At 63.4% G+C, this 15306-nt stretch carries 8 protein-coding genes; 5 read left to right on the top strand and 3 right to left on the bottom strand.

Annotated features, from left to right (window positions below):
- Positions 1 to 116: 116 nt before the first annotated feature.
- The 3 genes from AC1VVG_RS03890 to AC1VVG_RS03900 are packed head-to-tail and all read right to left on the bottom strand — an operon-like array spanning position 117 to position 2686.
- On the bottom strand, positions 117 to 770 hold the full coding sequence (locus tag AC1VVG_RS03890; RefSeq protein ID WP_077055931.1) for an ABC transporter ATP-binding protein: 654 nt from the start codon (positions 768 to 770) through the stop codon (positions 117 to 119).
- A complete protein-coding gene (locus AC1VVG_RS03895) occupies positions 767 to 1561 on the bottom strand; it encodes an ABC transporter permease (protein WP_482835274.1) in 795 nt (264 codons plus the stop codon). Before AC1VVG_RS03895 ends, AC1VVG_RS03890 begins: the two co-directional genes overlap by 4 nt.
- Positions 1562 to 1573: 12 nt before the next feature.
- The gene (locus AC1VVG_RS03900; protein WP_482835881.1) at positions 1574 to 2686 is read right to left on the bottom strand and encodes a KpsE/RkpR family capsule polysaccharide export protein; all 1113 of its coding nucleotides are present in this window, start codon (positions 2684 to 2686) and stop codon (positions 1574 to 1576) included.
- Positions 2687 to 3173: 487 nt separating this feature from the next.
- Between AC1VVG_RS03900 and AC1VVG_RS03905 the strand changes: the two genes are divergently transcribed.
- From AC1VVG_RS03905 to AC1VVG_RS03925, 5 genes are read left to right on the top strand one after another with little or no spacing between them, the layout of a single operon-like run.
- Positions 3174 to 4382 carry a capsule biosynthesis protein gene (locus tag AC1VVG_RS03905; protein WP_482835275.1) on the top strand — a complete coding sequence of 403 codons (1209 nt, stop codon included), beginning with the start codon at positions 3174 to 3176 and terminating at the stop codon, positions 4380 to 4382.
- Positions 4375 to 5169, top strand: coding sequence for an SDR family NAD(P)-dependent oxidoreductase (locus AC1VVG_RS03910; RefSeq protein ID WP_482835276.1), 795 nt, complete (start codon positions 4375 to 4377; stop codon positions 5167 to 5169). Before AC1VVG_RS03905 ends, AC1VVG_RS03910 begins: the two co-directional genes overlap by 8 nt.
- A gap of 59 nt (positions 5170 to 5228) precedes the next feature.
- Positions 5229 to 6695, top strand: a complete 1467-nt coding sequence (locus AC1VVG_RS03915) for an LTA synthase family protein (RefSeq protein WP_482835277.1) — start codon at positions 5229 to 5231, stop codon at positions 6693 to 6695.
- Between the two features lie 3 nt (positions 6696 to 6698).
- A complete protein-coding gene (locus tag AC1VVG_RS03920; protein WP_482835278.1) occupies positions 6699 to 14330 on the top strand; it encodes a type I polyketide synthase in 7632 nt (2543 codons plus the stop codon).
- Positions 14327 to 15244, top strand: a complete 918-nt coding sequence (locus tag AC1VVG_RS03925; protein WP_473376247.1) for a UDP-3-O-acyl N-acetylglycosamine deacetylase — start codon at positions 14327 to 14329, stop codon at positions 15242 to 15244. The genes AC1VVG_RS03920 and AC1VVG_RS03925 overlap by 4 nt, the downstream gene beginning before the upstream one ends.
- The last annotated feature ends 62 nt before the right edge of the window (positions 15245 to 15306 follow it).

Raw genomic sequence — 15306 nt, forward strand, 5'->3', positions numbered from 1 at the left:
ATACTGTCGTCACTCGATTTGCTTTGGGGTTCTTGATCAGTAAATTCAGAAACCCGGCTATTAACTTGGGTAATTCAAGGTCGCTGCAAGGAGATCACGCGCACTACGGGCAGTGATCAATTGGTGCTTGCGTGATAGAACTCCAAGGCTTCCTGCACCTCATTGAATTGATGCAATTTTCCGGCGACAAGCACCGCGGCGCGGCTGCAGTGCTCACGGATATATCCGGCATCGTGACTTACGATAACCAATGATCTATCACGCCGTCGATCGAACAGTTCCCGATGACATTTTTCGTGGAAGCGACTGTCGCCAACAGCAATAATTTCATCGATTAAAAAACAATCGAACTCAATTGCCATTGAAATCGCAAAGGCAAGTCGCGCGCGCATCCCTGCAGAATAGCTTTTTACAGGCTCGCGCAAGTAATGTCCAAGTTCGGAGAACTCTTGTACGAATGGTTCTGCGAGGCGTGAATCAGATCCATATATCCGACAGATAAACCGAAGATTGTCCATCCCAGTTAGACTGCCTTGGAACGCACCGCCAAACGCTAGCGGCCAGGAGACACTCATGGTCCGGCGAATTGAGCCCGTTGTTGGCAACTCGGCACCGCTGATCATGCGAATGATGGTAGATTTTCCCGCACCATTGCGGCCGAGAATCCCAACCTTGTCGCCACGACCTATCTGCAGATTCACTTTGTCCAGTATGCGTCGACGCCCCTGCCGGGTGTGGTAATCTTTGCAAACGTCTTTGATATCGATCATTCTGGCTCCACTCGCCTACTAGTTTCCCGGACAAACGATAGCCCGGCAAAAAGTAGCACCATATCGGAGAGAATCATGTAGGCGACATCGTAGTGTGGTTTGACGAGCGATCCAAAATATCCTCCGCGAAGAACCTCGGTTCCGTTGACCATGGGGAGCAGAAGAACGATTTTCTGATACTTTTCTGGAAGCCAGTCAACCATAAAAACGGCGCCAGAAAGAGGGAACAGAAGATAGGCAATGGTGTGCCACACGCGTTCAACTGTTTCGCTCCGCTCTGTAAGTCCGCCGATAATCAAACCAAGTCCGGCTCCAAATATGGCTAGATGAATCCAGCCAAAGAGGACCATGGCAATGTCTTGCGGTGGATTCATGACACCGATGATGACAAACAAGATCGTCAGGAATGCGAACGACATGGTTGCGCCGGCTATCTCCAGCAGTAGACGAGCCAAGAATAAGTCCAAAACACGGACATTCCTGTGGTATAGCAATGCTTGATTAGGCTGAATTGCAAGTGCGCAACGAGCTGCGCAATTGCGCCACATCAGGACGGACGAATAGCCGGTTACCGCGAAGGCAGCAATTGAAACTGACGCTCCGTGCGTAACTTTGAGAATACTCCAAAGGCTCATGACGCCAAGGGTGAACATCATGGGCTCAAAAAATATCCACAGAAATCCAAGGTTGTGGCGCCCGTAGCGTGTGATAATCTCCCGCATCAACAACGCGCCTATAACTCGCTGCTGAATGGCAAGCGATTTAAATAGTGGAGTATTGTGTTGGGTCATTCCGATCTCGCATCAATCATGATGCTCGCGTACACCGGCAAGGAGCAGCGTCAAGATTCCCCAAGCAATCATTCCCAATGCAAAGACTTCAAATATTGACCTTATCCGTTTTGGTTCAATTGCGATGTCCGGAGTATTGGGCTGAACAAGTCTTTCGAGATAGAGTTGCTTGCGCTGTGCGTCTGCGCGAGCGTTTTCCAGTGCCGCCATCGTTGACGCTAGTTGCTTATCTGCGAATTGGGCATCGAGTTCGAGTCGAGCGTAATTGGCCGCTTTGTTTGAGAGTGAAGCTTTGCCGCCCGTTACGCCGCCGGTCGCATCTTGAATCTGCTTTTGAATTGACTCGATGCTCGTCTTGAGTGCGGGAATTTGCGGATTTTGTGGGGACAAGGACTGCAGTTGACTCAGTTTTGTTTGTTCGCCAAACATTTGAGTCTGGAGTGCTGAAATCTGCTGCAGCTGTAGTGCGGACTGTCGTTCCGGGTCGAAAACGGTATGTGCATTTCGGAATGATGCCAGCGCGGCGGCGGCGTCCTTCGCCTTATTCGTAGCCTCGTTGACTTGCTGTTGGGCGAAACGTACAGTATCCACTGCGGCGCGCTCGTTCATGCGGTTGATCAAGCGCTCGCTCATTTCGAGAAGATCCTCGTTGATTCTGGCTGCGTCTTTGGCAGTGTAGGCGCGGATCTTCAAGGTCGTGATCGCAGACGTTGTATCGAGGTCTGCAGTCACGATATGTTTGCCATAGTATTTCCAGAGTGCTTCAAAGCTATCATCAAGACTGCGGGAGAAGTGACTGATGAGATCACCATGGTTCCCGTACGCGTCGGCGATGTAGTTGTTGTGATTCAGTTCGCGCAGCGCATCACGTGACTGAATGTAATCGATTACGGGGTAGGTGTCGTCTTGGGCGCGCGCGAAACCGGTCCCTTGAAGGAGGGCACCAACGACGCTGGTCTGGTTTTGGCGTTGAGCGCTGCGAACGACGAAGCGCGACTCCGATACGTAGATGTCCGATGCAACGACGCCGAAGTAAACTACGGCTAGGAGTGTGGGGAGCGCAACAGTCAAGGCAAAGAGCTTGTTGGCCCGTAGTCGGTCGACCACGCCTTGTTTCTTCCCCAATTGCGGCGTTGCCGCATTGCTGTTAGGTCCCGTTTCCAACGTGTAACTACCTTATAAGTCTTTCCGAGGCCACGATCATCGAAATGAAGTTCGGCGCAAGCGGCGGAAAGAACCGCAACACGAACAGTTTACGTGGGACTAAAGCGGCAATGGATTTACTGCGCCGTCACGCGTTGAGCAAGGGACAAATTCCCAACTCGATCACGCGCCAAGCTGCTTCGAGCAGCCGTCAGTGGACAATCCAGCCGAGGGCTGCCGAGTATATCTAAATTGTATGACCTCTGCCATCAATGTTGCGGTTCTCGCAACATCACTTGGCGCCACATTTTATCCATTTTGCCTCCACTTTGACGGTGAGGTATCCTGTCAGGCTGTGGAAGTGTTCCAATTTTAACCAACTTAGACGGATGAACTCGTTTCGGATGGGGTGCCTTGTTCAGGGCGGCCGGCGCGAGAGTTACCGCTGCGTCGACTTTTTTGCTCTGATATGCAACGTTCCTTCCTGGTTCTACAGGGCACGGCCTCGCCGTTCTTTGCGCGGCTCTCGGCCGCGTTGCGAGGAAGAGGGCATGCGGTGCAACGCGTTAACTTCTGCGGTGGCGACCTAGCATATGCGGAAAGCGGCAAGGCGTGGAACTATACCGGCGCGTTGAGTGATCTTTCGAACTGGTATCAAGGAGTTCTCGGCACCGGCCGGTTTACGGATATCCTCATGTTCGGTGATTGTCGCGACGTTCATCGACACGCGCACCCAATATCCCAAGCTGCCGGCGTGCGCGTTAACGTTTTCGAAGAAGGGTACGTGCGGCCGCATTGGCTGACTTTGGAACATTGCGGTGTTAACGGTCGTTCGACTCTCTCGCGTGACCCCGCTTGGTATCTGGAGCACAAAAATATTACGCCTTCGTGTCCGGAAGGCCGGTCAACGGGTTATAACCTCTATGAGCGTGCTTTTCATGATATCCGATATCGGGCGGCCAATACGCTATACGCGAAGCGTTTCCCAGGCTACCGTAGTCACCGTCCGACGAATGGATTTTTTGAGTATGCCGGTCTCGCCGCGCGGGCGTGCTTGCAGCGCAAACACAAGCATGAGGCAGATGCTCTTACGCGCGAACTGATCGAAACTAAGAGGCCGTACTACGTCTTGCCCTTGCAATTGAATTCGGACGCGCAAATGGTGGTTCATTCACCGTTTGATGGTGTTCGGAATGCCATTGAGACCGTGCTGCGCTCGTTTGCTCGCAGTGCGAGGGCGAATCACTGGCTTGTCGTCAAGAATCATCCCCTTGACACGGGGTTGATCGAGTATCGAAGCTACGCGCAGAAGCTTGCGTCAGAATTTGGAATCGCCGATCGGCTCCGTTTCATCGATGCAGGTCATCTTCCCACGCTACTGGAAAATGCGTGCGGGGTGGTAGTGGTCAACAGCACAGTCGGGTTGTCTGCATTGCACCACTGTCGGCCACTCGTTGCACTCGGTAGGGCGATCTATGATATGCCTGGTCTGACTTGGCAGGGTGCGCTTGACGACTTCTGGCGCCATGCTGAAAGGCCTGACATGAATCTTTACCAGTGTTTCCTCGATTACATCGTTCACCACACTCAGATCAACGGAGATTTTTATACTCGCACTGGAATCGAGATGGCGGTGGCCGGTGCTGTCGTGCGGTTGGAGGCACCGGTAAATGCGTGATGGCATGGTGCACAAGCATATCTCTATTACCGGTGCCAGTTCCGGTCTCGGCCGTGCGCTCGCTCTTGCGTACGCCCAACCTGGCATCGTGCTTGGCTTAAGTGGACGGGACGAAGCGCGCCTTGAGCTGAGTGCCGCTGACTGTCGTGCATGCGGCGCAAAGGTTGTCACTGCGGCTGTTGACGTCCGTGACGCCAACGCTACGAAGTGCTGGCTTCAGCAATTCGACGACTCACATCCTATCGATCTGCTGATTGCCAACGCCGGTGCGGCAAGTACGCTAAGTGATGCCAATGATTGGGAAGGGCTCGACCGGACCTCTGCAGTTGTCGACACGAATTTCTACGGCGCAATACACACTGTGCTACCTGTCGTCGAGCGTATGCGTGTGCGCAAGCGGGGTCATATTGCGATGACGAGTTCAATTGCTGCGTTACGTGGGATGGCAATTTCGCCCGCATATTGTGCAAGCAAGGCAGCAATCAAGGCATACGGCGATTCCATTCGCCCATTGCTCGCCCGTGAGGGAATCGGTGTCTCGATCATACTTCCGGGTTTCGTCGAAACGGCGATGAGCGACGCGTTTCCGGGGGATCGGCGATTCATGTGGAGTGCGGACCGGGCTGCGGTGTACATTCGCCGCAAACTTGATGCGAGACGTGCAGAGATTGCATTTCCAGGTCCGCTGGTTCTGGGCATGCGCCTCTTGCCGCTGTTGCCGGCCACGATTGCGGATGCAATTCTCGCTCGTCTGTCTTATGTGCCTCGCAAGGTAGATTCAAATTGAGCGGCAGGTTTGGGCCGGCGATTGCGGTCGTCATCGTGCTTTCGTTCGTCCTGGATATCATGGTGAAGCCGCAAGCACCGCTCCGTCGGACTGCGAGATCGTCAGCGCTTCACATCCTTTCTGTAACGTGGATTGCTGTCCTCATGTTGGCTGTTACGTCGCGTCCGATCGTCGCGGCGTTTGGCGCGCTGGCGCTCGTTGGTTTGGTTGTCGCGGTCAGCAATGCAAAATATGAGTCATTGCGCGAGCCATTCGTATTTACCGATCTGAGTCTGTTCAGCCAGTTGTTTTCACATCCGCGCCTTTATCTGCCGTTCTTGAGTATCGGCAAAGTTGTGGCAATCGCGGTTGGTGTCATGCTCGTGATCGGTGGTTTTGCTGCCGAGCCAGCAGTTGCGTGGAGTTCTAAGTGGCTTCTGTTGCTGCTGTTGGTTGTGTTGTTCCTCGCCGTTCGCATGCTTGCCGCCGGGCTGTCCCTTTCCCTCGATCCCTGCGTCGATCAGGCTCGACATGGCTTCTTTGCCGTGTTTGTTGCATATCTGATGAATGGATTGCGCTCCGCGACCTTCACAATCTTCCAGCGGGCAATGGTTGCAAGTCCTTTCGGGGCGGGTAGGCCGCAGCGTCGTACTGACGTGATCGTCATTCAAAGCGAATCGTTTTTCGATATTCGTCGTGTCTGCGACGCCGTCGATTCGTCCGGATTTATGCAACTCGACCGCGCGCGGCGCGAAGCAGTACACTACGGCGAGTTGACAGTGCCGGCTTGGGGCGCTAACACAATGCGCACGGAGTTTGCCGTGTTGGCCGGAATCCCTTCGGCGGCGCTGGGTTATGCACAATTCTATCCTTACGCGTTCGTACGCCGAGCGTGTGTCTCGCTTGCGCGGTGGTTCGCTCGAGCAGGTTATGCGACGTTGGCGATTCACCCGTACTACGCGGATTTTTTTGGCCGGAATCGCGTATTTCCGTTGTTCGGATTCGAACAGTTTCTCGACATCGGGCACTTTAAGGATGCTGCCCGCGCGGGGCCGTACGTTGCAGACGCCGCCGTCGCGGAGGCGGTCATTTCGACATTGAATGCACGGGGCGACACGCCTCGCTTCGTGTTCGCAATGACAATGGAAAACCACGGCCCCCTGCACCTGGAGCAGGTTTTACCCGGAGAATCGTCTTCGAGGCATACTCTTGGCGAAGACGCCTCCTGGCGCGACCTGACCGCATATCTACGGCACATTGAAAATGCCGACGCAATGATCGGGCGCTTGCTCGATCATTTGCGTACCAGCGATCGTGAAACAGTCGTTTGTTTCTACGGCGACCACGTTCCCGCGCTGCCTCATGTATTCGAAAAACTAGGCGTTACACCGCAAAACAGCGACTACTTCATATGGCGGAACTACGGCACGGATACTCCCGAACGCCGTGACCTGGCTGCCGAAGAACTCGGGTCGGTACTTTTGCATGTGGTACAAGATGACGGAAATCGCGTGGAAGAGCCGCACGCATCCGAGAAAGCGACATAAAAGATGAACAGTAAGATTGCAATAATTGGGGTGGCTTGTCGGTTTCCCGGGAGCGCTAACAATCTCGGCGACTTCTGGCAACTGCTGCGCGACGAACGCGACGCAGTGACCGAAATCCCCGCCGACCGCTTCGGCACCGATTTCTACCAGCACCCGTCCAAGCGCGAACCGGGCAAGAGCTACACGTTCGCGGCCGGCGTGCTCGACAACGTCGCCGGCTTCGACGCCGCATTCTTCGGCATTTCCCCGCGCGAAGCGGCCCAGATGGACCCGCAGCAGCGCCTGCTGCTCGAACTCGCATGGGAAGCGTTCGAGGACGCGGGCGTGCGCCCGGCCGACATGCGCGGCAGCAACTGCGGCGTGTTCGTCGGCGCCGCCAGCATGGATTACGGCAACCGCAACATGGACGATCTGAACGTGATCGATCCGTATTCGGCGACCGGCAACACACTGAGCATCGCGTCGAACCGCGTGTCCTACCTGTTCGACCTGCGCGGTCCGAGCATGTCCGTCGACACGGCGTGCTCGTCGTCGCTCGTCGCGCTCCACCAGGCCGTCAAGGCGCTGCAGTCCGGCGAAGCCGAGATGGCGCTCGCGGGCGGCGTCAACCTGCTGCTGCATCCGTTCGGCTTCGTCAGCTTCTCCAAGGCGTCGATGCTGTCGCCGCGCGGCCGTTGCCGCGCATTCGATGCGACCGGCGATGGTTATGTTCGCTCCGAAGGCGGCGCGCTCGTGGTGCTCAAGCCGCTCGATCGCGCGCTCGCCGACGGCGACACGATCCATGCGGTGATCGCCGGCTCCGGCGTGAACTCGGTCGGCCACTCGCCGGGCGGCATCAGTGTGCCCGGCGCGGCCGCGCAAGCGTCGCTGCTGCGCAGCGTGTACGCGCGCGCCGGTATCGATCCGCAGTCGCTCGCGTACCTCGAGGCGCACGGCACCGGCACGGCGGTCGGCGATCCGATCGAGGCGCGCGCGCTGATCGACGTCGTGTCGGGCCAGCGCCCGGCGGACCGTCCGCTACTCATCGGTTCGGTGAAGACCAACATCGGCCACCTTGAAACGGCCTCCGGCATGGCCGGCCTGCTGAAGGCCGTGCTGTGCCTGAAGCATCGCGCGGTGCCGCGCTCGCTGCATTTCGTCACGCCCAATCCCGGCATCGATTTCGACGGCGGGCACCTGCGCGTCGTCGATCGCTTCATGCCGCTCGACGCGGGCGACGCGCCGCTGACGGTCGGCGTCAACTCGTTCGGTTTCGGCGGCACGAACGCACACGTCGTGCTGACCGAGGCGCCGGCTGCCCGCGACGTGTCGACGGCTGCGCCGGAACCGGCCGATGCGCTGTCTCCGCTCGTGCTGACCGCGCGCAGCGCGACTGCGCTCGGCGCGCTCGCGGGCCGCTATCTGGCGACGCTCGACAACGGCGGCGACTGGCAGGCGCTTGCCGCCGCGGCCGCACGCCGCCGTCAATGGCTCGAACATCGCGCGATCATCGCGCCGGCCGATGTGGCCGAAGGCCGCGCGGCGCTGGCGGCACTGGCCCAGCCGGCGCGGGAAGGCGTGCCGGCCTGCGTGGTCACCGGTCAGGCGCCCGCGGACACGCCGCGCACCGCGCTCGTGTTCTCGGGCAACGGTTGCCAGTGGGTCGGGATGGGCAACGAACTCTACGCGGAAAACGCCGTCTTCCGCGCGGCGCTCGACGAAGTCGACGCGCTGTGGTGCGCCGACGGCAGCCCGTCGCTCGTCGACGTGATGCGCGGCGGCCCGGGCGCGGAATGGCTGGCCGGCGCGGGCGCCGAATGGCTCGCCGCGACCGAGAACGCGCAGCCGCTGCTGTTCGCGATCCAGGTCGGCATGATCCGCGTGATCGATGCGCGCGGGATGCGTTACGACGCGGCGATCGGCCATAGCGTCGGCGAGATTGCCGCGGCGTGGGTGACGGGTGCGCTGTCGCTCGCCGATGCGGTGCGCGTGATCAAGATCCGCAGCCGCGCGCAGGCGATGACGCGCGGCAGCGGCCGGATGGCCGCGGTCGGCATCGGCGACGCGGCCGCACGCGAACTGATCGCGCGTCACGGGCTCGCGCGGCGCGTCGAAATCGCCGGCATCAACAGCCCCGATGCGGTCACGCTGGCGGGCGAACTGCAGGGCCTGCAGGCACTTGAGGCCGCGCTGCGCGGCAGCGGCAAGTTCTTCCAGATGCTCGATCTCGACTATGCGTTCCACAGCAGCCACATGGATCGCATCGAGCCGATCGTGCTGGCCGAACTGGCCAGCCTGCGGCCGCAACCGGGCAACGGTACGTTCGTATCGACCGTGACCGGCGGGGCGTTCTCCGGTACCGAGCTCGACGCGCACTACTGGTGGCGTAACATCCGCGAGCCCGTGCGCTTCGGCGACGGCATCGCGTACCTGATCGAGCAGGGCGTCCGGCTGTTCGTGGAAGTGTCGCCGCATTCGATCCTGCGCACGTACGTGAAGCAGGCGTTCACGGCTGCCGGCGTGGCCGGCACGGTGCTGCCGACGCTTAAGCGCGATCACGGCAGCGCGGCGACGCTGCGACAGGCGATTCTCGCGGCGATCGCGCACGGTGCGAGCGTCGATCCGGATCGCTTTGCACCGGGCACGTCGCGCGCGGCATTGCCGTCCTATCCGTGGCAGCGCGACCGGTTCTGGCTGACGCCGACCGTCGAAGGCTACGGCCTCGTCAATCGCCGCCGCGAGCATCCGCTGCTCGGCTTTCGCCTGCACGAACACGCGTTCGGCTGGGAAAACCAGCTTGATCCAGCGAAGCTGCCGATGCTGGCCGATCACGTCGTCGACGGCGGCGTGGCGTTCCCGGGCGCGGGTTACGTGGAAATGGCGCTTGCCGCGGCGCGGACGTTCTTCGATACGCCGGATGCGGCACTCGAAAACGTCGAGATCCGCACGCCGGTCGTGTTCCAGCCGCAGCAGTCGAAGCTGTTCCGGCTCGTGATCGAGCCGCGCACCGCGACCTTCACGATCGAGACGCGCGACCGGATGTCGGACGGCGCATGGACGCTGAACGTGACGGGGCGGATGCTGGAAAGCGGCTGCGCGCTCGGCGCCGCGCGGGTCGTCCCGTCCGGTACGCTCGAGCGCCTGCTTGCGCTGCCGGCCGCCGACGGCGACACGCTGTATGCGAACACCGCAGCGATCGGCCTCACGTACGGGCCGGCGTTCCGCTGGGTCCGGAGCGTGCGGGTCGCCGCGGGCGACGATGCGGCGCTGGCCGATGTCTCGGCACCCGCCGCATGCGGCGATGCGCGGGCGTTGTCCGCCTATCTGCTGCATCCGGCGCTGATGGACAGCGGGTTTCATCCGCTGTTCGCGCTGCTCGCCGCGCACGCGCGCGATGGCGAGCGTCCGGCTTACGTGCCGGTGCAGATCGGCCGGGTCGACTACCTGCGCGGCGATACGGTCGCTCGCGTGCTCGCGCGGATCGACCGGCGCAGCCCGCATTCGGTCGTCGCGCATTTCGAATTCCTCGACGCGCAAGGCGCGATCGTCGCGCGGCTCGGCGCTTGCCGGTTCCGGCGCGTCGACCTCGTCGGCCGCCGGCAGAACCTGCCTGCGCGCTTCGTGTACCGCCTCGAAGAGGCGCCGCTGCCGGGCGATGTCGATGCGGCCGGTCTGCCGGCGCCCGACGCGCTGCTTGCGCAGGCGGTCGCCCGGCTCGAGACGGCCGAGGACGACGGCCGCCGCACGCGGCATCTGACCGAAATCCTGCCGCTGCTCGACGTGCTCGCGAGCCTCTACGTGCTGCGCGCATTCGATGCGCTCGGCGCGTTCGCCGACACCTGGCAGCCGGCGCCCGGGCGTGCGGCGCTGGCGGCGCGTCTTGCCGACATGCTCGTCGAGGACGGCTTGGCCCATCGCGACGGCGCGCACCTCGTACGCGACGACGCGGCGTGCGCGGCGTTGCCGCCGCTCGACGAGCTGTGGCGCGGGCTGCTGGCCGAATCGCCGGCGCACGTGGCCGAGCTGACGCTGCTTGCGCATTGCGGCGCGGCGTTGGCCGACGTGCTGAGCGGCGCGAAGGATGGCGCACGCTGGCTGTCGCCGACCGGCCACAGTCTGGTCGAGCAACTCCTTGCCGCGTCGCCGACCTGGCAGCACGTGCACGCGCTGCTGACGGCCGGCGTCGGGCACGCGGTCGACGCATGGCAGCCGGCACGCCGGCTGCGCGTGCTCGAACTCGGTGCGACGGACGGCGACGTGCTGCAGACGCTCGGCATGCATCTCGCGGCCGCACGCTGCGATCACACGATTGCCGCGACGGCCGGCCAGCTGGCCGGGTTCGACACGGACGCGGAAGCGGCGGTGCGCACGGTGGCGCTGCAGTCGGGCGAGCGATTGTCGCTGTCGGCCGACGACACTGGGCCTTACGACCTGATTGTCGCGAACCGCGCGCTGAGCGGCCGTCACGACGTGGCCGACGCGCTGCATGCGATGCGGTCGTGGCTGGCGCCCGGTGGATTGCTGTTGCTGGCCGAGTCGCGCCGCGGCCGTTTCTCCGACATCGTGTTCGCCGCGCAGGCGGCGTCGACGGAAGCCGACACGCCCGTGCCGCTGGCGCCGGCCGATCTCGACGCCGCGCTCGCGCGCGCAGGCTACGTCGACGTTGTGCGGCACGTCGAGCAATCGCTCGACCTGGACGGCACGCCGACGTTCGTCGTCGCGCGCAATCCCGCGAGCAGGAATGCCGCCCGACACGGCGGCGACCCGAGCGATCTCGATACGCTCGCACGCAACGAACACTGGCTCGTAATGCACGCGCCGGGTGCGGTCGGCGGGTTCGGCGGGCAACTGGCCGATACGCTGGTGCGGGCGGGCTATCCGGCCGATATCGTCGACCTCACGCACGCGGTCGATGCGATTGCGTCGTTGCCGGCCGGGCAGCCAGCGCACGTCGTGTTCTGCGCACCGGAAACGCCGCTCGCCGAGGCCGCGACGGGTGACGTCCTGATGGCCGCGCAGCGTCACGGCGCGATCGCGCTGGCGGCACTCGTGCGCGCGCTCGGCGCGCAGCCGAACGCGGCCACGCGGCTGACCGTCGTCACGCGCGGCGGCGCGCCGTTTGCCGGGGCCGCGAATGCGCACCCGGAACAGGCGACGCTGTGGGGCCTCGGTCGCGTGCTCGCGAACGAGCATCCCGAACTCGCGTGCCGCCTGATCGACGTCGACCAGACGGCGGACGGGATTCCCGATGCGCTGATTCGCGAGCTGACCGGCTCGGCGGTCGAGGAGGAAGTCGTCCTGAGCGCACACGGGCGGCGGGTGCCGCGCATGCTGACGGCCGCGCAAGCCGCGGCGCGCAGCAATGGCGCGATCGCGCGCGCGTCGGTGCTCGCGTTCGACGCGCCGGGCTCGTTGCGCAATCTCGAATGGTTTGCGTTGCCCGAAAGCCCGTTGGGCGAGGACGAGGTGGAAATCGAGCCGGTTGCCACCGGCCTGAATTTCCGCGACGTGATGTATGCGATGGGGCTCCTGTCCGATGAGGCGGTCGAAACCGGCTTCGCGGGCGCGTCTATCGGCATGGAGCTGTCCGGCCGCGTCGTCCGGGTCGGCCGCGCGGTGAAGGCATTTGCGCCGGGCGACGCGGTGCTCGGCTTCGCGCCGGCATCGTTCGCGACGCGCGTCAGGACGCGTACGCAAGCGATCGCGCCGAAGCCCGAACGCCTGTCGTTCGAGGAAGCGGCGACCGTGCCGACCACGTTCTTCACCGCGTATTACGCGCTCGTCGAACTCGCGCGGCTGCGCCGCGGCGAACGCGTGCTCGTGCACGGCGGCGCGGGCGGCGTCGGGATCGCCGCGATCCAGCTCGCGCGCCACTTCGGCGCGGAAGTGTTCGCGACGGCCGGCAGCGACGAGAAGCGCGAATTCGTGCGCCTGCTTGGCGCCGATCACGTGCTCGATTCGCGCAGTCTCGCGTTCGCGGACGAGATCCGCGCGATGACGGGCGGGCAGGGCATCGACATCGTGCTGAACTCGCTGGCCGGCGAAGCGATGGTGCGCAGCATCGACACGCTGCGTCCGTTCGGTCGTTTCCTCGAGCTCGGCAAGCGCGATTTCTACGAAAACAGCCATATCGGGCTGCGGCCGTTCCGCAACAACATCAGCTATTTCGGCATCGATGCCGACCAGTTGATGGGCGCGCTGCCGGAGTTGACCGAACGCCTGTTCGGCGAAGTAATGGCGCTGTTCGCGGCAGGCGTGCTGCATCCGCTGCCGTATCGCGCGTTCCCCGCCGAACGGGCCGAGGATGCGTTCCGCTACATGCAGCAGGCGCGCCAGATCGGCAAGGTGCTCGTGACCTATCCGTCCGGCACGCCGGCGCCGACGCGCGGTGTGACGGGCGCGGGCTCGCTCGCACTCGATCCGCGGGGCGCGTACCTGGTGGTCGGCGGCACGGGCGGGCTCGGCTTCGCGAGCGCGCGCTGGATGGTCGAGCGCGGCGCGCGCCGGATCACGCTGGCGAGCCGCTCCGGCGAACTCGCCGCTGCGGCGCGCGACGAGGTCGCGTGCTGGCGCGACACGCTGGGCGTCACCGTCGATGTCGTGTCGTGCGACGTGACCGATGCCGCGGCGGTCGACGCGATGATTGCCGCGATCGTCCGGCGCGACGTGCCGCTGAAGGGCGTGCTGCATTCCGCGATGTCGATCGACGATGGTCTCGTGCGCAATCTCGACGATGCACGCATGGCCGCGGTGCTCGCACCGAAGGTGGCCGGCGCGTGGAACCTGCATCGCGCGACGCGCGCGCTGCCGCTCGACCTGTTCGTGGTCTATTCGTCGGCGACGACCTATCTCGGCAATCCGGGGCAATCGAACTACGTCGCGGCCAACACCTTCCTGGAAGCGCTGGTCGAACATCGCCGCGCGGCAGGGTTGCCGGGCACGTTCATGGCCTGGGGGCCGCTCGAGGACGTCGGTTTCCTCGCACGCCACGCCGATACGCGCGAAGCGTTGCAGTCGCGGATCGGCGGTGCGTCGATCACGTCCGACGAGGCGATGGTCGCGCTCGAGCGCACGCTGGTTGCAGGCGCGGCCGGCGAAGCCGTGGTGCGGCTCGACTGGCACGCGGTGGCGCGCGGGATGCCGGCCGCGAAGGCGCGCCGGTATGCGCTGCTGCAATCGCACGCGAGCGGCGGCGATGCGCGCGACGGCGGCACGCAGCTGCGCGAAGAGGTGCTCGCGTTGCCGCGCGACGAAGCGATCGCGCTGGTGGCGCGGACGCTGCAGGCGCAGATTGCGCGGATTCTGCACATGACGCCCGACCGCATCGCGCTCGACAAGTCGGTGCTCGACATGGGCATGGATTCGCTGATGGGGATGGAGCTCGGCCTTGCGGTCGAGGAAGCGTTCGAGGTCAAGCTGTCGGTGATGGCGATTGCCGAAGGCGCGTCGGTGACGACGCTGGCCGGACGCATCGTCGATTCGATCGGCGCGTCGGCCGATGCGTCCGACGCCGGGGCGGCGACCGATGCCGCTCAGGAGGCGGTTGCGGCGCTTGCCGCAAAACACGCGATCGAAGGCGAGGCGCGCGCGATGCTCGATACGCGACCGGCGCCCGTGGCGGGCCAGGTGTCGCCGACGCTGGAGGTCGCGCGATGAGCGCACCGGCAGGCTGGGCGACGCGCCAGGGTACGCTGGCACAGCCGCTGACGATCGACGGGCACGGGCTGCACACGGGGCGCCGGGTGGGCGTGCGGATCCTGCCCGGACGCCCGGAAGACGGCGTGACGGGCATTGCGTTCCGCCGCGTCGCGCACGGGCGCACACTCGCGACGCTGCCGGTCGATCCCGCGCTGCGCCGCGCGCAGCCGCTCTGCACGATGCTGCGCAATGCCGACGGCGTCGGCGTGCGCACCGTCGAGCATCTGCTTGCGTCGCTGCTCGCGTGCGAAATCGATCACGCGATCGTCGAGCTCGACGCGGAGGAGGTGCCGATTCTCGACGGCAGCGCAACGCCGTGGGTCGATGCGATCCGCGCATGCGGCCGCGTCGCGCTCGATGCGCCGAAACGCTTCATCCGGGTGCTGCGGCCCGTCGTCGTCACGGATGGCGAGGGCGGCCAGCGGCGTGAAATGCGGATCGAGCCGGCGTCGCGCTATGAACTGAGCGTACGCAACGACCTGCGCGGCTTCGGCGACATGCACTGGGACGGCGCGCTGACGCCGGCCGCATTCGCGACCGAAATCGCGCCGTCGCGCTCGTACGGGCGCGTGAAGTGGGCCGTGCCGGCGATCGTCGCCGGGTATCTGCGCGGCGTGCCGATCCTGCGCGGCGCGCGGCCGTCGTGTACCGCGTCCATCGTCGGCAATCGCGTGCTGGGCGGGATGCGGCTGCCGGAAGAGTTCGTCCGGCATCGCGTGCTCGATCTGGTCGGCGATCTCGCGCTGGCCGGTGCGCCGCTGCTGGCGCGCGTGAGCGCGCTGCGGCCGAGCCACGAAATGAACTTCCGGCTGGTCGATGCGCTGCTCGCTACGCCCGATGCGTGGCAGTGGGCCGACTTTTCCGAGACTTGAAACCACGCTTTTTCAAAATACGCGGCGTAACATAGCGCCTTTTCAGGATACAGCGAAGGAAG

Source organism: Burkholderia sp. L-4 (genome assembly GCF_056856535.1).